At 41.2% G+C, this 22,864-nt stretch carries 15 protein-coding genes; 2 read left to right on the top strand and 13 right to left on the bottom strand.

Annotated features, from left to right (window positions below; all coding sequences use genetic code 11):
• Positions 1-7 precede the first annotated feature (7 nt).
• The 9 genes from ACVAMZ_RS09110 to ACVAMZ_RS09150 form a co-directional block, all read right to left on the bottom strand.
• On the bottom strand, positions 8-868 hold the full coding sequence (locus tag ACVAMZ_RS09110) for a DUF4299 family protein (protein ID WP_461684635.1): 861 nt from the start codon (positions 866-868) through the stop codon (positions 8-10).
• Positions 869-991: 123 nt separating this feature from the next.
• Positions 992-1,978, bottom strand: a complete 987-nt coding sequence (trhO, locus tag ACVAMZ_RS09115; protein ID WP_461684636.1) for an oxygen-dependent tRNA uridine(34) hydroxylase TrhO — start codon at positions 1,976-1,978, stop codon at positions 992-994.
• 443 nt (positions 1,979-2,421) lie between these two features.
• Complete coding sequence (locus ACVAMZ_RS09120; RefSeq protein WP_414254572.1) at positions 2,422-3,906, bottom strand: ABC transporter substrate-binding protein; 1,485 nt, start codon at positions 3,904-3,906, stop codon at positions 2,422-2,424.
• A 106-nt stretch (positions 3,907-4,012) separates the two neighbouring features.
• Positions 4,013-4,933, bottom strand: coding sequence for a carbohydrate ABC transporter permease (locus tag ACVAMZ_RS09125; protein WP_036756344.1), 921 nt, complete (start codon positions 4,931-4,933; stop codon positions 4,013-4,015).
• Positions 4,934-4,946: 13 nt separating this feature from the next.
• The gene (locus ACVAMZ_RS09130; RefSeq protein WP_006151078.1) at positions 4,947-5,876 is read right to left on the bottom strand and encodes an ABC transporter permease; all 930 of its coding nucleotides are present in this window, start codon (positions 5,874-5,876) and stop codon (positions 4,947-4,949) included.
• 203 nt (positions 5,877-6,079) lie between these two features.
• Complete coding sequence (locus ACVAMZ_RS09135; RefSeq protein ID WP_461684637.1) at positions 6,080-7,960, bottom strand: beta-N-acetylhexosaminidase; 1,881 nt, start codon at positions 7,958-7,960, stop codon at positions 6,080-6,082.
• Positions 7,954-8,823 (bottom strand): ROK family protein, encoded by an 870-nt coding sequence (locus ACVAMZ_RS09140; protein ID WP_461684638.1) that lies wholly within the window; start codon positions 8,821-8,823, stop codon positions 7,954-7,956. Before ACVAMZ_RS09140 ends, ACVAMZ_RS09135 begins: the two co-directional genes overlap by 7 nt.
• 84 nt (positions 8,824-8,907) lie before the next feature.
• A complete protein-coding gene (locus ACVAMZ_RS09145; protein WP_461684639.1) occupies positions 8,908-11,553 on the bottom strand; it encodes an alpha-mannosidase in 2,646 nt (881 codons plus the stop codon).
• Between the two features lie 232 nt (positions 11,554-11,785).
• Complete coding sequence (locus tag ACVAMZ_RS09150) at positions 11,786-13,066, bottom strand: glycoside hydrolase family 125 protein (protein WP_461684640.1); 1,281 nt, start codon at positions 13,064-13,066, stop codon at positions 11,786-11,788.
• Between the two features lie 170 nt (positions 13,067-13,236).
• Here ACVAMZ_RS09150 and ACVAMZ_RS09155 point away from each other — a divergent pair, with 170 nt between their 5' ends.
• A complete protein-coding gene (locus ACVAMZ_RS09155; RefSeq protein WP_461684641.1) occupies positions 13,237-15,321 on the top strand; it encodes a GH92 family glycosyl hydrolase in 2,085 nt (694 codons plus the stop codon).
• A gap of 426 nt (positions 15,322-15,747) precedes the next feature.
• Complete coding sequence (locus ACVAMZ_RS09160; RefSeq protein WP_461684642.1) at positions 15,748-17,196, top strand: APC family permease; 1,449 nt, start codon at positions 15,748-15,750, stop codon at positions 17,194-17,196.
• A 105-nt stretch (positions 17,197-17,301) separates the two neighbouring features.
• On the opposite strand, the gene polA is transcribed toward ACVAMZ_RS09160, so the two are convergent.
• The 4 genes from polA to dnaB all read right to left on the bottom strand — a co-directional run bounded on the left by polA (position 17,302) and on the right by dnaB (position 22,837).
• Entirely contained in the window at positions 17,302-19,935 is a 2,634-nt protein-coding gene (gene polA, locus ACVAMZ_RS09165; protein WP_461684643.1) for a DNA polymerase I, read from the bottom strand.
• Between the two features lie 64 nt (positions 19,936-19,999).
• Entirely contained in the window at positions 20,000-21,121 is a 1,122-nt protein-coding gene (locus tag ACVAMZ_RS09170) for an N-acetylmuramoyl-L-alanine amidase family protein (protein ID WP_461684644.1), read from the bottom strand.
• Between the two features lie 94 nt (positions 21,122-21,215).
• Positions 21,216-21,482 carry a Veg family protein gene (locus ACVAMZ_RS09175; protein WP_004250994.1) on the bottom strand — a complete coding sequence of 89 codons (267 nt, stop codon included), beginning with the start codon at positions 21,480-21,482 and terminating at the stop codon, positions 21,216-21,218.
• Positions 21,479-22,837 carry a replicative DNA helicase gene (gene dnaB, locus ACVAMZ_RS09180; protein WP_006153396.1) on the bottom strand — a complete coding sequence of 453 codons (1,359 nt, stop codon included), beginning with the start codon at positions 22,835-22,837 and terminating at the stop codon, positions 21,479-21,481. Before dnaB ends, ACVAMZ_RS09175 begins: the two co-directional genes overlap by 4 nt.
• Between the last annotated feature and the right edge of the window lie 27 nt (positions 22,838-22,864).

Below are 22,864 nucleotides of genomic sequence, written 5' to 3' on the forward strand. Positions count from 1 at the left end.
TATGCCTCTAGTTACCTTTTACTAAGTTCTCAAAATCTTCCCCTAAAACAGGTCCTACTTCTACTTGGTTAGCATCTAAGTCCTGATAAAGTTCTTTTGGCAAAGCTCCTAAAAAGGCTTGATAATCCAGTCTAGCTACTGCTTCATAGTCTTCTGGTTTTGAACCATCTCCAGAGATTTTTACCAAATCAATCTCCCAAATAAGTTCCTTGCCTACCAATTGCTCAACGTAAGGAGCAGGAATTACCGGTTCTTTTGGCAAAATGGTTTTTACTCCCTGAGCTAGGTGATAGACCCCATGAACCTTACCTTCACCATCTGGATAGAATTTAGCACTGGAAGGATATGCATCTGATTCTTGAACCCTCTTAACTAACTCTTCAAAACGTGCCACTCCATCTTCTTCTAGAAAGCTTTCTAAGTCCTTCTTATCAAAGTAAACAGGTGAAAGAATTCCTTGGCAGGAACCTAAACGAGCAGCTTTATCAGCTAGATAGTTTTTAACAGTTTCTTGGAAATAGTCTTCCAAATCAAAGTCTGCCAAGCCTTCAACTGCTTCACCAACCTTGCTAGACAAAGCCCGCAAGAGCCCTTCTACAATTTCCCAGTCAGCTCTTGTAATCAAGTCAGGAATGATTACTTGATAGCCTTTTTGAGCATCTAGATATCGAACTTTAAAGAGAAATTGAGACTTACCTACGATCCCACACTCGATATACTCAAGGCGATTGAGAGGTTGACGGAGGTAAACTGCATCATAACTATGTGACTCTAAGCCTTCTACTAGGGCCAAAACTGACTTAGCTGTTAAAATCTCCTGTTGTCCTAAAATACTTTGTTTATTTGGAATAAAAAATGTTTTAACCATAATGGTCTCCTTTGAAATCGATTACATATAGTATACACCATTTTCCTGAAAGATGCAGAAACAAATTTAAGATTTTTTAGTCAAAAGCATAGAAAAACAGCCCTTTAGGACTGTTAATGTTTATTATACAACTTCTGAATGATCTAGGCTCTCACCAATTTTTGCTAAACGCTCGATAACTTGATCTTGTGTCAATTCATGCTCTAAAACATAGCGATTACGTGGGTGAACACGACACTCGTGTGAGCAACCACGAAGATATTTGTCTTCGTTGTCTTCTGATGTCAAGATACGGCGGTTACAGAAAGGATTTCCACAGTTGACATAGCGTTCACATGGTGTTCCATCAAACCAGTCTTTCCCTACGATAGTTGGATTGACATGGTTGACATCGACTGCAATACGTTCGTCAAAGACATACATTTTCCCATCCCAAAGTTCCCCTTGAACTTCTGGATCTTTCCCATAAGTCGCAATTCCTCCGTGCAATTGACCGACATCTTTGTAGCCTTCACGTACCATCCAACCCGAGAATTTCTCACAGCGGACTCCACCTGTACAGTAAACAACGACACGTTTATCCATGAATTTTTCCTTGTTATCACGAACCCATTGTGGTAATTCACGGAAGTTGCGGATATCTGGACGGATAGCCCCACGGAAGTGTCCAAGATCGTACTCATAGTCATTACGAGTATCAAGGACCACTGTATCCTCGTCTAGAAGAGCTTCTTTAAATTCTTTTGGAGACAAGTAAGCACCTGTTGTTTCAAGAGGATTGATGTCGTTATCAAAGTTATTATCCTCTAAACCAAGGTGAACAATTTCCTTTTTGTAGCGAACAAACATCTTCTTGAAGGCTTGCTCACTTTCTTCGTCAATCTTGAACCAGAGGTCTTCCATCCCTGGAAGGCTGTGAACGTAGTCCATGTATTTTTGTGTTGTTTGGTAGTCACCAGAAACAGTTCCGTTGATCCCTTCGTCAGCCACTAGGATACGGCCCTTGAGGCCAATAGACTTACAGAAAGCCAAGTGGTCAGCCGCAAATTGTTCTGCGTTTTCGATTGGAACATATTTATAGTAAAGTAAAACTCGAATATCTTTTGACATTTGCTTCTCTTTTCTAAGATTAAATTATCAGAAATTTTCATTCAACTATACCAGTATACTCTCCCAAGAAAGCGAATGCAATTTATTTGACCGAAAAATAAAAAACAAGACCCATTTTCAGATCTTGTTTTAATTAAATATTTGAAGAAGAAAAATTAACAAAAAGATATCCATGGCCTGTCTTGACTAAATTACCTATCATGATCCAAAAAAAACAAGACTGATAAGATTTCGAATCCAGAAAAAATTGCACTGATTTTTAGGAGTAGATGGTATTTTTTCATGTACCTATTATCAACGCTACTTGTAAGGCAAATGTCTGGATTTCAAACACAGATAATTATATGTATTTGCTCAAAAAAAGAATCACCACCCCGTCTGGAAAACTCCAGACAAGGTAGTGATCGCATCTTTTAGGAATGAATACACGAAATCAATTATTCTTAAGATTTTTTGTTTTTCAAGAATTCGTCGTATTGTTTTTGCATTTCATCCAATACTTTTTGGTAAGCACCTTCAGATTTAAGTTTTTCCATCAATTCTGGAATAGCTTTTTCTGGGTCTACAGTACCAGTGTTGATAGCTGTATCGAATTGTTGCATAGTGTTAGTGATAGCTGAGATTTCAGATTTCACGTTGTCAGTGTTGAAGATGAATCCAAGCGCTGGAGATTCTTTTGCAGTTTCCAAGTCTTTCTTAGATTGTGCAATTTGTTCATCTGTAACATTTTCGTTGATGTAAAGGATCCAGTTGTTACCAGTGTTCCATCCTGACATGTGAGTGTTTCCTTTGTATCCATCAAGGACTTTAACACGGTTTTCTTTACCTGCTACTTTTTCCCAGTTCTTGCCTTCTGGTCCATAAACAAGTCCGTTCAAGAGTTCTGGGTTAGTGTTCAAGAGGTTCAACACTTCCATTGCTTTTTCTTTGTTCTTAGAGTTGTTTGAGATTACAAAGTTTGCAACTTGAGTTGTTTGGTTTTTCTTGATGAAGTTAGTAAATGGTTTGATTTGGATGTCTCTGTTAGCAACACGAGAAAGCAAGCTGCTACCGTAGTCAGCTGGTCCTACTGTTTCTTCACGAACAAGCCAAGTATCTTGAGTAAGGTCATATGAAGTTTCACTTGTTGCTACGTCTTTTGGAATGTATCCTGCTTCATAGTATTTGTGAAGGGTCTTCAAGTGCTCTACGAAACGAGGAACTTCGTAACGGTTTACGATCTTAGTAGTGTCACCTTCAAGGTCGATAACGAATGGAAGACCATTTGCAACTGGGTAGTCAAAGTTTTCTGATGGGATAAAGTTTTTACCAACAGCGAATGGCATTACGTCTGGAGCTTTTTCTTTGATTTGTTTCAATACTGGTTCAAGTGTTTCGTATGAAGTTACACCTGAGATATCGATTCCATATTTTTCAAGAAGTGGGCCGTTGAAAGCAAAGTTTTGTGAAGATGCAACGTTGGCTGCAACTGGAACTGCATAGATTTTACCGTTTACAGTGTTACCTTTGATGTAAGCTGGGTCAAGTGCTTTGTATAGGTCAGCTCCTTCTTTCTTGTACAATTCTGTCAAGTCAGCATAAGCACCTTTTTGAGCGTTTACAACGTAGTTATCTGCAAATGCGATATCATAGTTTTCACCTGATGAAGTGATAACTGACATTTTCTTGCTGTAGTCACCCCATCCAAGGTATTGGATATCTAATTTAGCACCAACTTTTTCTCCGATGATTTTGTTTGCATTTTCTAGCAATTCATCCAAGTTATCTGGTTTGTCACCGATTTGGTACATTTTGATAACAGTTTTGTCACCTGAAGCTGAGTCAGCAGCTTTTTGGTTGTTACCTTTAAGGTTCCCACAAGCAGCGAGGCTAGCAGCTAAAGCTACAAGGCTAGCAGATGCAAAAGCATATTTTTTCCAGTTTTTCATGATAAAAACTCCTTTTTTTATTTTTAAATTTAAAACAATTTTAGTGATCTACTCTTCAACAAAGAAAAGTTAGATAGGGTAGAGAAAGCTTGTTTCTCAGCGTCTCTTATTCTTTAACACCACCGATAGTTAAACCTTTTACAAAGTAGCGTTGGAAGAATGGATAGAGAATCGCAATTGGAACAGTCGCAACTACGACCATGGCCATACGACCTGTTTCTTTTGGTAGGGCAACTGCAAGTTGTCCTGACATCCCAACTGACTTAGCAATGTAATCCATGTTGTTTTGAATTTGCATGAGCAAATATTGCAATGGATACAAGTTGTCACTCTTGATGTAAAGAAGGGCATTGAACCAGTCGTTCCAGAATCCAAGCGCTGTCAACAGTGTAATCGTTGCGATGCCTGGTAATGACAGTGGCAAACAGATTTGGAAGAAGATACGAGCTTCACTAGCTCCATCGATACGAGCTGATTCGAGGATTGCTTCTGGAATGGTTTTCTTGAAGAAAGACCGCATCAACATGATGTTGAATGGTGATAGAAGCATCGGAACAATCAAGGCCCAAATAGTATCACCCAAGTGAAGTAACTGAGTTACCACGATATAGCCTGGTACCAAACCAGCATTGAACAACATACTAAGAAGAGCAAAGATTGTAAAGAATTTGCGATACTTAAATGTTGAACGTGAGATGGCATAAGCGTATGTTGTTGTGATAAATACGTTTGTCAATGTACCGACAACTGTCACAAAGGCTGAGATAAAGAGCGCTTGTAAAATTTTGTCTTTAAACTGAGCCAAGAATTGGAATCCATCTACACCAAACTTGGAAGGGAAGAAACTATATCCATATTGAACAATACTCTTCTCATCTGTAATTGAAATAATGATTACGAAGATGAAAGGCAAGATACAAGAGAAGGCCAGCAAACCAGATATGATACTAAAGAAGATATCTGCCTTTTTGCTGAAGGAGTGTATGCCAACATTATCAATTTTTTCTTTTTGAATTTTTTTTGCCATATGCTCCTCCTTTCTAGAATAGTGCTGAGTTAGGATCAACACGTCTTGCAAGTAAGTTTGATAGGATAACGAGAATCAAACCGACGACTGACTGATAGAGACCGGCTGCTGATGCCATACCGATATCTGCTGTTTGGGTCAATCCGTTAAAGACATAAACGTCCAATACGTTTGTTACGCTATAGAGCTGACCAGCGTTGTGAGGGATTTGGTAGAAAAGACCGAAGTCTGCACGGAAGATATTTCCGACTGCAAGGATGGTCAATACTGTCACAAGCGGAGTCAACTGAGGGATGGTTACGTTACGGATACGTTGCCATTTGCTAGCACCGTCCACTGTCGCTGCTTCGTAGTAAGTTGGGTCAATACCCATGATAGTTGCGTAGTACATCACACTACTATATCCAAAGCCTTTCCAGATACCTAGGAAAAGGAGAAGGTAAGGCCAGATGCTTACATCAGCGTAGAAGTTAATACCCTTCATTCCAAGAGCTTCTAAGGTGTGGTTGATAAGCCCTTTATCGATGTTTAGGAAAGCATCTGTAAAGAAACTGATGATAACCCAAGATAGGAAGTAAGGGAACAACATAGATGTTTGGTAGATTTTAACCATTTGCTTAGAGCGAAGTTCACTAAGGATAATGGCGATACCAACTGACACAACCAAACCGATAAAGATAAATCCAAGGTTGTAAAGTACAGTGTTTCGAGTGATGACAAAGGCATCTTTTGAACTAAACAAGAATTTAAAGTTATCTAGTCCAACCCATTTACTATTTATAATACTGTGGACGAATCCTTCACCAGTCATATGGTAGTCTTTGAAGGCAACCACATTCCCAAAAACTGGAATGTAGAAGAATAAAATCAACCAAATTGTTCCTGGTAGAACCATTAAGAGAAAAATCCAATTATCTCTTAAAGTTTTTGAAAACTTGTTCATAATTTCCTCCCTTTTTATTTTCTAAAACTTCATAATCTCACATTTTTTAGACTTGATAACGTTTACAAAAATAGTATACTCTTATTTTTAGGACAGTTTAAACTACAAATTATAGAAAAAACTCCACAAATTATTTTATGTGGAGAGCTTTTTTATATAAGAAGGATGTTTCACGAGAAACTTTCTTCCTGAATAGAGTTTTCCTAGGTTGTATAAATGGTCGAAGCTGTCGCAATAGTATGCCACTGGTTGGCTGTCGTTGCTGCGAAGTCCTTATCCCCGTAGAAATCATTAAATGGCAGGATGTCTACTTCTAGTTCGTCGATACGAGAGATTTCGCCTGCTAGGTAGTTTTCAATGCGACTTTCTGCTCGCTTGATTCGTTGCAATAGGCCACCCATACGGATGTCCACTGTATCCAAGCCAAAGACCTTGTTTTCTTTCAACCATTGTTGACTAAAGAGAGCATGGAAGATTTCAATCTGGCTTCTGAGTTTTGGCAATTCTCCTCTAGCGATTTGTTGCAAGCTCTCTTTATCACCTGCTTGATAGGCTTGACGGAGGCGTCGGCCCACATCCACTTTACTGCTTAAAATCTGGTTCAACTGGGCCTGAGTTTCAAAGAGATAGGCGTAGACACCCGCTTTTTCTTTAATGTCAGTAAGAATCTCAGCTGCCTGAGCAAAGTGCGGTTTGTCCTGTTCAGGAGTCATGTGCTTGTCGAGAATTGGGCAGAGAATATCCTGATAGAAGACATAGCGGTTGGGGTTGATACCATGTATATTACCTGGTAGGTCTGGCAAGAGGTTGGCTAGATCCAGCTGCATGAAGTCCTCAACTGATAGACCTGTATTGGTCTTGAAGTGGGCAGATAGACGCTCTAAATCATTGCGATAGCTGAGTTCCGCCCAGATTTGCAGACTTGGTAGAATAGAGAACTGGGCTGTTTCCCCACCATTATCTGCCCATCCTGTCACGATGACTTCCTTGATCTGGTTGGCACGGCAGGCTTTATTGGCTTCAATAGCTACTAAGCGACTAAATTGGTTGTGGGGCGTAAAACCAATCCACTTCCAGGCACCACCAGCAAAGGCAATATCCTGACTAATCTTATGGTGATTACGGAAGTTTCGGTTGTATTTTTCCTCGCTATCTTGATAATAATCCCAGTAAACCAAGGTCACACGGTCTTTGAGACGGTCAAGGTAAACACGCGTTTCTTCTGGAATTTCCACCTCACGGTCGTACTGGCCATCTGCTGACATGAGCTTGAAGAACATATCGCTCCACATCTGGCAGTGGAAACCGTACTTGTCCGCAATATCCAGCACGCGCTCCAAGTGTTGACACATAAGGAGACTACGGTCCACAATACCGTTCAGGATAAGGTAGCGTCCCAAACCAACCAGGTGAGCTTCATCCATCCCGATGTTGACCTTGCGAGTTTGTAGTTTAGATAACGTCGCAAACATACCGTCAATCAGGTCGTAGACTTTTTCTTCACCGATGAGGAGAATGTCTTCTACATCGCGGAGTTGCTGCACTTCCTTGACACCCCATTTGACAAAGGCTGACAAGTGGGCCAAGGTCTGGATGCATGGGACAAAGGTCATGTCAAACTGCTGGGCGTATGCTTCAATTTCCTGTAACTCTTCAGCTGAATACGCTCCACGGAAATAACCAAAGTAAGGTTGCCCCTCAATCTGATAGGTGTCTTCCATATAGAGCTCAAAGGTTGAATAACCCATGAGAGCCAAGACTTCAATCATCTGTTTGGCAGATGCGACATTGAGCACGGCATTTCGCGAACAGTCCGCCATATAGGCTAAATCTTCATAAGCCGCCTGCTCTTCAATCTCTACCTTATCACCTTCTGCTAAAGCTGTTGCTAGCACAGACAAGGCACGATAGAGTTGATGAGGTTTTCGATAGGTCAATTGATAGTGGCCACCCTCACCCTTGATAGAGATGGAGCCCTGATCAGACTGAGCGACTGCCACCTCTACATCCGGTAGAGAGATGTGATTTTTTAATACTTCCATAGCTTGCGCTTGTTTGGAACTAAGTCCTGTAAAAATTACCATTGGTTCTCCTCCTGTAACCAGTTGACAAGAGCACCGTAGAGATTAGCATCTGCCTGATAGGTGCAGGCTTGGATGACTGGCGCAATTGTATACTCTTCATATCTTTCCACAAAGACGTCTACCGCTTTTTGCACCCCTTTGATAAAATCTGGGTTCTGACTGATAGAGCCACCTAGGCTAATGACATCTGGGTCGATTAGATACTGGATATTGAGTAATCCTTGAGCTAGATTACGATTCATACGCTCAATGGCTTCTTGGCAAAGGGCATTGCCTGCTGCAGCCTCTTGATAAACCTTTCGGCCATCCCAGTCTGACTGACCTGATTTTTCAATCACATAACGAACCATGTTTCCTGTAGAAGCTAGTTGTGACCAGTTATTGAGTTTTTCCGCTGGTTCGATAGTTGTCATGTAACCAAACTCTCCACCCAATCCATGGCGACCACGGTGAATTTTGCCATTGATAATCATGGCTCCACCGATCCCTGTGCCAATGACAACACAGGCTGCATTTTCAATCTCCGGATGAGCTAGCAGTTCACTAAGTCCAACACAGTTGGCATCATTTTCTAGATGGACAGGTAGCTGGTGATGAGCAAGGGTCTCATACCATGAAAAACCATGGATATAAGGAATGGCACTAATCCCCTCAATCACTCCTGTTTCTTGATTGACCGCTCCTGGAACACTCATAGCAATCCCACGATAGTCCTGTTCTGACAAGCGTTGGTCCAACCAAGCCAACAAATCTTCTAGAGTTTCTGGAGTTGGGGTGCTGGTCTTATCTAAAATCTTTCCATCAGAAGTGAGACTAGCAAACTTAATCCCAGTCCCTCCGATATCAATCGTTGCAATGGTCATTGCTTTCACCTGTAAAAAGGAGCGAATCAGCAGTTGGTTCTTACTTTTTCGCTCCTCCTTTCTGTTTATGTTTTCTTTTTGAAATTAAATTTCTTCTTTTTTAATCAATTCTGTACGAATTTCTTGCGGTGCCAATAATCCTGAGTGAACTGGATATGGGCGTTCCAACAAGTCAAGAATGGTTTGTTGTTTGTCAGACACGCGAACATTTTCTTGACTCATATTGTAATAACGAAGGACGTAGCCTTCTTCATTTTCAGCAACTTTAAAGGCTGTTGGGCAGACTTGTGGTAAGTTGAGGGCTGCATGGTTGAAGAGACTACCTGTTGCAGCGACGCTACCTTCTTGTTTTGCAACTTGAAGAGCTGTAAATGGCACCTGGAAGGCTTTGGCACGACGGAAGGCTGAGAAACGTTCCCCTGCTTGATGGCATTCTACTGCAAACTCAACTTCGATATCGCGCAAACACTGGGCTTCTGGTGTTGGGAAGTAGCCCCAGTCACCTAGCTCCCCTGAAGCACGGAGAAGGGTTACAGCCATAGTATCGTCTCCAAGGATTTCGTATTCGTGCAATCCTTTATTGGATACGGTCACGCCTTTTACATCATCATACAAGCTGACAAAGGCTTGTTGGTGTTGTGGATTTTCAGGATTTTCCCAAGAAGCTGCCGGTTTATTTGGTCTTGTCACAACTTCATAGATACTTTCAGAATCATTACTTGGGCGTGTGTTATGAGTTTTGACCAAGAGACGAATGCGGTGGTCTTTGGCTGTATTGGTAAAGCGAGTCTTGAAGCGAATCTGTGGATTATCCACAAAGACAGTCATTTCTGTTTCAAGAGGAATGGTTGTCAACTCTTCTGAACGACCTGCATCTCGTTTCATGAACTCGATGATACCTCTTTGTTCAGCATCCAATTTTTCATCTGCGCTAACTGGAATAGTCAAGTCATGTTTGAGCAAGATTTTTGCATAGCGAGCATTGTTTTCTAAGACTTCATAGCCTTTCAGTTGGGCATAGATTGGCTCAGTTCCTTTTGGCTGGAAGTAAATGTACTCGTTACCAATATCTCCACGGTTCTCGAATTGGATGAAATCTTCGTAGGCTTCGTTAGTAGTCTTGTCGTAGACTGTAATTCCTTCATCTACACTCACTGTCACGAATGGTGTATCAATGACTCCATTTTGGTAAATACCATCACGGTGATCTACTTGACCTTCGACCAATTGGAAGCTTGCCCAAGAAAGCGGAGCAAGGTGGACTGGGATTGTCACGCGCACTTGGCGTGCAATATATGGTTGGCGGAATTTATCCTTAGGCAAGGTATAACCAAAACTTGCTCCCAAGTCTTCAATCTTGGCTTCAAGGACATGGCCATCCAAATCTTCAACATGGTAATCTGGCAAGGTCATAGCTGCCATCTTCTTGTAGCCTTCTGTTGGGTGCAATTCTTTGAAATCACAAGTCACAACATCCACTACAACACTGACTGTATCAACCTTGTCATGTAAAGTTGTATTGACAACCGTAAAGAGGTGGTCACTTTGCGCTTCTTGAGTTGCTATTTTATGTTTCCACTCATTGAGAAGGTTGGTCTTGACAAAGTTTCCAACCTGATTGACCTTGGCAAAACGAGTTTCCATTTCACGGTGTACTTCATCAATACTGCATCCACAGATGCTATCGTGTGGTGCATTTTGCAAGAGCACTTTCCAAGCATAGGTCAATTGATCCTTGTGGTTGTGTCCACCCGTGATGATGGTCAATGGTTCCACGACTTGCTCAAGCAAGTTGCTGTTTTCTTGGAAGGCTTGTTTGAGGTAAATACGTGAAGAAGATGTGTTAGCAAGAGTGTACCAACCATCTGTTTCCTGGCTAGTCAACTCACCTGTAACTGTTGATAGGTGTTCAGGAAGTGCACTTTCCACTGCTTGAACGTATTCATCAAAGGAGCTGTGAACAAAGGTCACGTCAGGGAAAAGTTCGTTTGCCACACGAATGGCTTCACTCAAGTTTCGTTGAACTGGTTGGTGATCACAGCCGTTCATCATCAACCATTGGTTGGTCGATGCATAGTCACGAACATCTGCCAATTTTTGTTTCCAGAAAGCCAAGGCTTCGTCTTTATCTACTGGAATTTCGTTTCCGTTACTGTACCAGTTAGCAAAGAGAATACCGAGTACACGGCTACCGTCTGCACCTTGCCAGTACATCTCAGAAAATTGAGAGGTAAACTGCTCATCTTCGAGGACTTGGTTGTCAAAGCCGATCGGTTTGACACCACGACCAAAGGCTGCTACGTGAATACCTGATTTTTGAAGGATTTGAGGAGCTTGCCCCATATTTCCAAAAGTATCTGGAAAGTAACCAATCTGAGTTGATTTACCCCATTTGGCACATTCAGCTTGGCCAATCAAGGTATTGCGGACATTGGCTTCACTTGAAATCAGGTAATCATCCTGCAAGATGTAGAATGGTCCAATCTTGAGCTTCCCTTCATCGATGTAACGCTGCACCTTGTCACGGTTTTCAGGACGAATTTCTAAATAGTCATCGAGGACGATGGTTTGTCCATCCAGGTGGAAACTCTTGAACTCAGGATCATTTTCAAAAAGATCAAACAGATTGTCAAAAAGTTCCACCAATTGCATCCGGTGACTTTCAAAAGGTAGATACCACTCACGATCCCAGTGACTGTGAGAGATGATATGTACAACAACATTTTCCATGAGTAAAACCTCATTCTAACTTAAATTTAAAAATATATTTGTGATTCTTTACAAGAATCTGTGAAGCTAAAGCGTGCTCCTTATACTCAATGAAAATCAAAGAGCAAACTAGGAAGCTAGCCGCAGGTTGCTCAAAGCACTGCTTTGAGGTTGTAGATAGAACTGACGAAGTCAGTAACATATATACGGCAAGGCGAAGCTGACGTGGTTTGAATTTGATTTTCGAAGAGTATTAGCGGATATCCAAGTAATCCAAGACTAATTCACAGAACATCATGTTGGCCCATGAGAACCATTCACGCGAGTAGAGAGTCGGATCGTCTACGTGGAAGCTTTCGTGCATGACACCTGTTCCACCATCGCAGGCAACGAGTTGATCTAGCAAATGTTTTTTCTCCGCCTTATCCGTCGTTGTCAATCCTTGGATAGATAGAGCAATCGGCCAGATATAGCGGTAGAAGGTATGTGAACTTCCGAGTCCACTAGCGTATTCTCCTTGGTAGAAGTATGGATTTTCAGGACTGAGAATGGTGCGACGAGTGGCTTGATACACTTTGTCATTGACATCACAGTAACCAAGATATGGAGCAGCCAACAAACTTGGCACGTTAGGATCGTCCATGATGCTAGCATTTCCTAGACCGTCTACCTCAAAGGCATAAATCTTTTCACCCTTACTATTTGTAGTGTAGGCGTAATTTTCGATCCCTTCTTGAATCTCAGTTTGGAGGCGTTTGGCATCTGCAATGATACTCTCACTATCGGCTAGAGTCAATTCTGCAAAGATTTCTTGGACATAACCCAAGACAACCACTGCAAACATATTCGACGGAATCAAGTAGCTATACTGACAGCAGTCATCACTTGGACGGAAGGCTGACCAGGTCATTCCTGTCACAGCAAAGTCAGGACCAAATCCATCATTTACCAAGGTATCCTCCTTGCGGTCAGTGTCACGAACGAAACGGTATGGTGAATTATTGTGATCTTGCTCCACCGTCCAAAGATGAAGGATTTCCTTGGCCGCTGTAACAAAAGTCTCATCAAACTGGCTAGTCTCACCAGTTTCCTTCCAAAGGAGATAAGCCAACTGCAAGGGATAGCAAAGCGAATCCACTTCATACTTGCGCTCCCAAATCCAGCCATTGAGGTCTGTATGGTCTGTCTCGTGATGACCCTTCCAGTTCTCCTCAATATTGAAAGAGTTGGCATAGGGATCCTTGAGAATCAAAGTCATCTGGCGTTTAACCAAGCCAGCAATGGTCTGGCGCAAACGAGGGTCTCTTTTAGCTACATGAAGATAAGGTCTAAGCTGAGCAGTTGAGTCACGAAGCCACATAGCTGGGATATCCCCAGTTAGTACAAAAGTTGAGCCGTCTTCTAAGATTTCAACTGTATTGTCTAAAGTATCTGTGTAGCAACGTTCAAAAATATCTACCCATTCAGGATGATCCTTGGCACGCTCCGCTACTTGGTCCAACCATTCTCTAACGATTTCTTTAGAATAAACCATAAACTATTTTGCCTCTTTCAAACAGATTTTCATTTTCAGTATATAGCTTTTAGCCCAGAAAATATATACACAAATGATAGTCATTTTTCTACAAAATTGTTATATTTAAAACTCCTTTTCTAAAGGCTAAATTTTCTGATATAATGTAGAAAACGACTAAAGGATATTCTATGAAACCTATACTTGAAACCATTGATACGCGTTTTGGAACAGCTAGTAAACATGCATTTTCACGAGGCAACACCCTACCCTACACTGGAGTGCCTTTTGGGATGAATTACTTTGTTCCACAAACTAGTGATCAGGAAGGATCTTGGTTTTTTGATCCCCATCTTCCCATATTTCAGGGTATTCGATTAACCCATCAGCCTAGCCCTTGGATTGGTGATTATTCTTGGTTACTACTGACTCCAGTTACAGGAAAAATCAGCGGTGACACGCTCTTCTATCGTCAGTCTTCCTATAACTTGGAGCGTGCCATTTTCAATCCCCATTATCTCAGAATTTTTTCTGAACGTTACCAGATTGAAACTCAACTCACACCGACTTGCTATGGGGCTTCTATTCAACTAAGACAGATACAAGGCAAGAAGATCTCACTCTATCTGCATGCAGCTGATGATTTATCATTAGAGCAAATAGATGAGCGTACTGTCAGCCTTGGTCAAAGCGGATTAACCGAAACCAACAAAAGTCCCCTCGTCATGTTTACTGCTCTCGTATTCTCTACGGATATTCTATCTATCAATCAAGTGGGGCAAAACTGGTGTATCGACTTGGCTGGAGCAGAAGCTCTGGTTCAACTAGCTACTTCTTTTATTTCTAAAGAACAGGCCCTCTTTAATCTGCCTAGAAAAGACTTTGAAGAAACGAAATCAGAGGCTAAAGCAAGTTGGGAAGACCTTCTAGGCCGTTTTGATGTCGTGGAAACTGGCTCTGTAGACCGAACATTTTTTGATCATTGTCTATACAGACTCTTTCTTTTCCCACAAACCTTCTATGAGGTAAATGAGCAAGGCGAGAATATTCATATAGACCTTGCTTCAGGAACTATCAAGCCTGGTCTGCTCTTTACCAACAATGGTTTTTGGGATACCTTCCGCACTTCATTCCCACTCTTTGCCTTGATTATTCCAGAGCACTATCGTCAGTTTCTTGAAGGTTTCCTCAATAGCTATAGAGATACCGGGTATCTCCCTAAGTGGCTGGCTCCTGACGAAAGAGGAATGATGCCTGGCACCTTGATTGATGGCCTTCTTGCAGATAGTGCCAGCAAGGATATGGCACCTGAGTTTGAAGAAGAATTTCTCAAAGCCATGATTGAAACTGCTACTCAGGCAGATCCAAAAGCTATCAACGGGCGACACGGCATAAGCCAATACCAAGAACTGGGTTATTTATCCACAGATTATCATGAAAGTGTCAGTCATACACTGGACTATGCTTATAGTGATTTTTGCATCTCTACCTGTGCAGCAAAATTGGGTCAAGAAGAACTAGCACAAACTTATTCCCAGTATTCTAAGAATTATCAAAATCTATTTGACCCTGAAACAGGCTACATGAGGGCGCGTGATGTAGATGGCAACTTCCGTCCTAACTTTTCTCCTTATAGTTGGGGTCGTGACTACGCTGAGTGTTCAGCCGTTCAAGCCAGTCTCGGTGTCTTACATGATATTTCTGGACTTAGCCAACTAATGGGGGGAAAAGAAGCCTTTAGCAACTATCTTTTGAAAACTTGTCAAAGTCTCCCTCTCTTTGAAACGACCGGCTATGGTTATGAAATCCATGAGATGAGCGAAATGGCAACAGCCCCATTTGGTCAACTAGCCATTTCAAACCAGCCAAGTTTCCACATCCCTTATCTTTTCCGCTACAGTAATTATCCTCAATATACCAGTCTCTTAATCAAGACCCTTCGTCAAAAAGCCTTTCGATCTGGCTGGGATGCTTACCCAGGCGATGAGGATAATGGCAGTCTATCGGCTTGGTATGTCTGGTCTGCTCTTGGACTTTACCCGACCTGCCCAGGAAAAGCAAACTATGACCTTGGAATTCCACTCTTTGACCACCTTCGTGTCTATCTTGCAGAAAAAGAGCAGTGGTTGGATATTCGTACTCAGCAAAATCATGAACATTTCCACTTTGTACAAGACTGTCGACTGGACGGGAAAGAAAAGCAAAGCATCAGCCATCAGGAATTGCTTAATGCTCAAACCCTTGACTTTAATCTCAGTTGGTTGCCAAAACATTAAGAACCTAACCCCTTTGTCGTACATAAAGGGGTTTTCTTATTCATATAAAGTTATCCACAAACTGTGAATAACCTTCAACTTTTCTTCGGAAAATATTTTCAAGATTTTCTAAAACATATTTCCAATCCCAGTCTCTATGACACACAATAGAAAAACGCTCATAGACCTTAATCTATCAAGGTTCATTCCAAGATTTTTTCTTATAGGTTTCATGCATTTCTTCTCTTCTACTCACACGAAATCCATAAAAGAAATTTATTTTTAATATATAGAGTTATCCACAAGTTGTGGATAACTCTTTCTAAATCAACAAGGCCTTCCTCCTATATTTTAGCGAGCCTTTACATTTTTTATAGTAAATTTTGAATTTTGTTAGGCGCTTTCAAAAAAACATGATAAACTGAAATTATCAGAAAAGGAGACATTATGAAAAAAGATCAACACCAACTTAATTGGCTGATGGTATCTCTGATTGCCTTCAACATGGTTTGGGGGCTGGGAAACGTCGTCAATAACTATTCTCAACAGGGAATTTCAGTCGTCGTATCTTGGGTTTTAATCCTCGCACTCTACTTTATCCCATATTCCCTCATTGTCGGACAACTAGGTTCTACCTTTAAGGAAAGTGGAAGCGGTGTTAGTGACTGGGTTGAAAAAACATCAACCAAACGTCTCGCCTACTTTGCCGCTTGGACCTACTGGGTTGTGCATATCCCTTACCTCGCACAAAAACCTCAAGGAATCCTGATTCCGCTTGGATGGGCCTTACAAGGCAACGGTCAATTTCTAAAACAAATTGACTTCCACTGGATTGTTATTCTCTGCTTACTAATTTTTGGACTTTTCCTTTACCTTTCTACAAAAGGATTAGCAACTCTAAAAGTCATCGGTAGCTTGGCAGGAAGTGCTATGTTGATTATGTCTCTACTCTTTGTGCTTTTGGCTGTCGGGTTACCTTTCATCAAACCAGACATCCAGTTTGCGACACCACACATGGATCAACTGAGTACCTACATTCCAAATTTTGATTTTTCTTATTTTACAACGATCTCACTACTAGTCTTTGCAGTTGGTGGTTGTGAAAAAATTTCCCCATATGTCAATCAAACTCGCAACCCTGCAAAAGAATTTCCAAAAGGTATGATTGTCATGGCCATCATGGTCGGTCTCTCTGCTATCCTCGGTTCTGTTGCCATGGGAATGCTATTTGATGGCAATAATATCCCTGAAGACCTCATGCGTAATGGTGCTTATCAAGCCTTCCAAATGTTAGGAAATTATTGGGGCGTTGGAAACCTATTTGTTGTGATCTATGCTCTCACAAACATGGTCGGACAAATCGCAGCACTTGCCTTCTCCATTGACGCACCATTACAAATCCTTCTCAATAACGCAGATGAAAACTTTATCCCAAGTTGGCTTCGCAAACGTACTAAAAAAGGCGTACTCATTAATGGTTATCTCCTTACGGGCGTCCTCGTCAGTCTCATCATCATCCTTCCAATTTTTGGTATCCAGGAAATTGACGGACTTGTAAAATGGATGACCAACCTTAATTCTATCGTGATGCCGATGCGTTATCTCTGGGTATTCCTTGCCTACATGATGCTTAATCGCGCTTGGAAAACATACAAAAATGCCGAATACAAGTTTGTGAACAATCCTAAGCTTGGCTTTATTATCGGTACTTGGTGCTTCCTCTTTACTGCCTTTGCTTGTATCCTTGGTATGGTTCCAAAAATTAACTATGCTGAGAATCCAACTGCTTGGCAATTCTCTCTACTTACAAATATCTTAACACCAATTATTCTGATTGGTTTGGGTGTTATTCTACCAATACTTGCTAAAAGAGAACAAAAGAAACAAAGCAAATAAATTCTACTATTAGCTAGATAGTTTCGCTTTTGTCTTTTCCTGAAAGAAAAATCCCTTTGAACAGTAGCGTTCAAGGGGATTTCTTTTTGTCTAATAGTCTATTTTTTATTTGGCCTCATACCAAGTCACGCCTTCATTTTCATCAGCAATCAAGGGTACACTGAGTTGAATCGCTTCTTCCATGGTTTGTTTGACAAGTTTTTTAATGGATGCCAATTCTGACTTAGGCACTTCAAGAACAATTTCATCGTGCACTTGTAACAGCATCTTAGTTTGATAACCACCTGCAACCAAGGCCTTATCTAGCTGAATCATGGCGATTTTGAGAATATCTGCACCCGATCCTTGAATAGGTGAGTTGATAGCTGTACGCTCTGCAAAACCACGAATGTTAAAGTTACGCGAATTGATATCTGGCAACTCACGACGACGTTTGAAGAGGGTCTCTACATAGCCCTTATCACGCGCCTCACGAACCACTTCATCCATGTAATTTTTGATACCTGGGAAGCGTTCAAAATAGGTATCAATATAGGCTTTAGCCTCTTTACGGCTGATACCTAGATTATTTGATAACCCAAAGTCTGAAATTCCGTAAACAACTCCAAAATTGACAGCCTTGGCATTGCGACGGTCATTTGGAGTTACATCCTCAGGACGTTCAATTCCAAAGACCCGCATGGCTGTCGAGGTATGGATATCAGCTCCCTCTTGGAAGGCCTTGATTAAGTGCTCATCTTTAGAGATATGTGCCAAAACTCGCAACTCAATCTGTGAATAGTCAGAGCTGAGAAGGACACTATCTTCCCACTCGGGCACGAAAGCCTTACGAATGAGGCGACCTTGTTCCAACCGAACCGGGATATTTTGCAAGTTAGGATCGACACTAGATAGACGCCCTGTCTGAGTCAAATCCTGCACATAGCGAGTATGAATCTTACCATCAGCTAAAATCCAATCCTGTAAACCAATCACATAAGTCGATTGAATCTTAGCAATCTGACGATAATCTAAAATTTTCTTGACGATTGGGGCAATAGGAGCTAGGCGCTCTAACACATCCACTGCTGTTGAGTAACCTGTCTTAGTTTTCTTGGTGTATTCTATAGGGAGACCTAGCTTTTCAAAAAGTAGTTCGCCCAACTGCTTAGGCGAGTTGATGTTAAACTCCTCACCAGCCAATTCATAAATCTCTTGAGTTAGCTTTTCAATGACAAGCTCATTTTCAGCTTGCATCTCGAGTAGAGTTTCTTTTTTTACCTTGATCCCAGCGATTTCCATCTTAGCAAGAACAAAGGCCAAAGGTTGCTCCATGTCATAGAGAAGGTCTAATTGTCCGTTTTCACTTAATTTTTCAAGTAAGACAGGCTCAGTCTCAACCAGCACAGCAACCTTGCGAGACAAGTGCTCCAAGAAGGTTTCTCTCTCAGGGATAGCCTTCTTGACACCCTTACCATAGAAGGTTTCATCATCGACTAGGTAAGTTTGACCATAGAGACTAGCAATGGTTGAAATTTCATTATTCTCTACAGTAGAGAGAAGGTATTTGGCCAAGCGACTGTCAAAAGCAGGAGCCTGCAAGTCCAAACTAAAACGATTTAAGAGAACTTTAGCTTTCTTAAAGTCATATACTTTCAGAGGTGTTTTTTCTAGAAAATCCTTAAGAATCGGATCCTGCAGAAGTTCCAGCTTATCTGTAGCATAGAGCTTGTCTCCACAAGACCAAGAAAAACCAACCAAATCATCTGTATGGTAATTTTCTCCAAAAAGTTCAAAGTGGAAGATAGAGTCGGCGCTAAGCATATCTTCACTCACTTTATCAACCATAGTAAAGTTCAATGCTTCAGTTTGATTGATCTGAGAAGCATTCAAGGCCTGTTTCAGTTGTTTGAAGCCCATCTCATCGTAGAATTTACCAAGGTTTTCCACATCTGGACCGCTATAAACCAAATCATCCAGTCCAATCTCAATCGGTGCTTTCGTATCGATAGTTGCTAGTGTTTTAGATAGGAAGGCTTGTTCCTTGTCATTGACAAGATTTTCCTTCATCTTAGAAGCCTTCATGCTATCAATATTTTCATAAATGCCTTCCAGCGATCCGTATTCTAACAAAAGCTTGATCCCAGTCTTTTCACCAATCTTAGTTACGCCAGGGATATTATCCGACTTATCTCCCATGAGAGCCTTAAGATCAATAAATTGAGTTGGTGTGATGCCCATCTTTTCCATGAGATAATCCGGTGTAAATGCCTCAAACTCAGCTACACCTTTCTTGGAAATCTCAACCACCGTATGCTCATCCGTCAACTGAATTAAATCCTTGTCTCCACTGACGATAGTTACATCAAAAGATTCCTTTTCAGCCAAGCGACCCAGGGTACCAATGATATCATCTGCTTCATACTGGGCCAACTCATAATGGCGAATCCCCAGATGGTCTAGCAACTCACGGATAAAAGGAAATTGCTCCCGAAACTCATCCGGAGTCTTGGCACGACCACCCTTATAATCTGCATACATCTCTGTACGGAAAGTCGTCTTCCCCGCATCAAAAGCAACCAAGATATGACTCGGTTGAATACGCTCCAACAGATGATTTAGCATCAGGTGAAAACCGTAGATTGCATTGGTATGAAGTCCATTGTCATTTTTAAAACGATCCAGTTGCTGGTAAAGCGCAAAGAATGCTCTGAAAGCAACTGAAGAACCGTCAATTAGTAATAATTTTTTCTTGTCCATACACCCATTATAAAGGAAAGCAGGGAAAAATACCATTGCTAAGAGTTAGATTATAGGAGAAGGCTTATTGAGTTGATTTTTCTACTCGCGCACCGTTACTGTCGACTTGGAAACCATCTATTGTCGTATCTACTGCCAATTCTCCAGATACGTTTACGTAATAATATTTCCCTGAAACCTGGAACCACTGACTAGACTTCATAGCACCTGAGCTTTCGAGGTAATACCAAATGCCCTTATCCTTTAACCATCCCGTCTGCATTTCTCCAGATGATTTCAAGTAGTACCACTTAGATCCGTCTTTTAGCCATCCTGTTCTCATGGCACCACTTGTTTGGAAATAGTACCAACTTCCGTCTATTTTTTTCCAACCAAGAGCCACTTTGTCATTTTCATAGTAGTACCAGATTGTCCCCTGTTTTTCCCATCCATTCTTAGAGGTTTCCGTTTTAATTAACGGGATATAACGTCTATTCCCACTTCGTGACATATAACTAATCCATCTATAACCATCCTTTTCAAGAGTTTGATCATAATGAACACTCATTCCAGGTTCGTAGTAGTCGATGATAGTAGATGTCAATGATGGCTGATTCATAATAGCTGCTTTTTCTGTAAAATAATGTGTTCCACTAGAGGCTAGTACAGATTGATAATTTCCTACACTAGCATTCCCTACATCTTTAAAATGAATGAATCCAGTCATAGAACTTGCTTTTACTGTCCTACGATGATACGTTTCTGTATAATCGTAATTGTACTCCTCGATTTCAACCATATCTCCAATCACGTTAGAAACCCAAGCTACGTGGCCATGTGTTCCCCTCGTACTCCAAGCAATAGCTCCAATCGCTGGTCTCTGATCTACACGATATCCTTCTTTTTGAGCACGGTATCCCCATTCCTTCGCATGCCCATAAGCAGCTGGTAGTTCAAATCCATTAACACTACTTAAACGAAAGGCAGCGAAAGATGTACACTGTCTGGAGTATAGACGCCATTTATCGATTTCTTGACTTCCATTTTTATAATAATAAGGATAATCATCTCCACGTGCCAGTGAGCCATTGTTTGCCTGATTGGCATGAACAGCTCCTCCACCAAACAAAAAAGCACCTGCTAACAGTAGGGAAGCTGTCCCCACTGTCGTTCTCTTAAGAAAAGCTCCCTTTTTACTATATGTCATTCATTCTCCTTCGAATAGATAAATTTTTGAGGTTGACCTCATTTATATCATTCGAAAGAAAAAGAAAAAAGTGAGAAAACTCCCACTTTCAATCTTAATCCAAATAGTGAATCAAATTCTTTTCCGTTAAAATATCAGAATACGTGAAGGATTCAACGTAGACGTTGGCTTGTTTGTCTCCTTCTACATCTCCAAATTCAACGATAAAGAGTGATGGATAAACCTCAATAAGTCTTCCCAAACGATTCTTTTGGCGTTTACGACCATTTTCCAGGGTCATTTCCACGACTTGTCCTTCATGCGCCTTGATTTCTTCTTTGATTTTTTTCATCTTGGCTACATCTGTAAATGCATCTGTCATCTTTGTTCCTCTCTCTTCGAAATACTTGAAAACTTGTTATACTCTTTTTGGAAAATCAATTCTACCGTTCCACGCGCACCGCTACGGTTCTTCTCAATAATAACTTCTACCTTGTTATTTGGAAGACCTTCCTCTTCTTCGCCACCACGTTCATAATAGTCATCTCGATAGAGAAAGGCTACGATATCTGCATCCTGCTCGATAGAGCCCGACTCACGAATATCTGATAGTACAGGCCTTTTATCTTGACGTTGTTCAACACTACGTGACAGCTGACTTAGCGCAATTACAGGCACCTTCAATTCCTTGGCTAGAATTTTCAACTGACGTGAAATCTCTGAAACCTCTTGTTGACGGTTCTCACGACCAGTCCCTGTAATTAACTGCAGGTAGTCAATCAAGATCAATCCAAGATTGCCTGTTTCCTGAGACAATTTTCTGGCGCGTGAACGAATCTCCGTAATTCGAATTCCAGGGGTATCGTCAATATAGATACTTGCTTTTGCAAGATTGCCTTGAGCAATCGTATATTTGCGCCACTCTTCCTCAGTCAATTGCCCTGTACGGATAGAGTGAGACTCTACTAGTCCTTCGGCAGCCAACATACGGTCAACCAGACTCTCAGCACCCATCTCAAGCGAGAAAATTGCAACGGTCTTGTCTAGCTTGGTTCCGATATTTTGAGCAATATTCAAGGCAAAAGCAGTCTTACCAACCGCAGGACGAGCAGCAAGAATGATTAACTCCTCCTCGTGCAAACCAGTTGTCATATGATCCAAATCTTGATAACCAGTAGCAATCCCCGTAATATCCGACGTTTGTTGTGATCGAACTTCCAGATTCCCAAAATTAAGATTTAAAATGTCACGAATGTTTCTAAAACCACTACGATTTGCATTCTCACTGACATCGATCAAACCTTTTTCTGCTCGCGCAATGATTTCATCTGCTGGACTTGAGGCTTCGTAAGCTTGGTTTACAGACTCTGTCAACTTAGCAATCAAACGACGAAGCGTGGCTTTCTCTGCTACAATTTTTGCATAGTATTCAGCATTTGCAGAGGTTGGTACAGAGTTGATAATCTCAACAAGGTAGGACAAGCCACCAATATTTTGCAAATCACCTTGATCATCTAATATCGTACGAACAGTCGTTGCATCAATGGCTTCGCCACGATCTGACAAGTCAACCATGGCTTGAAAAATCAAACGGTGAGCATACTTAAAGAAGTCTCGAGAGTCAATATATTCTCGAACAAATACGAGTTTACTCTCATCGATAAATATAGCTCCCAATACAGATTGTTCTGCCAAAATATCCTGGGGCTGAACTCGTAGTTCCTCTACTTCTGCCATCAGATTTTCCTTCCTTTTACAAAATCA

Source organism: Streptococcus sp. KHUD_017 (genome assembly GCF_054861245.1).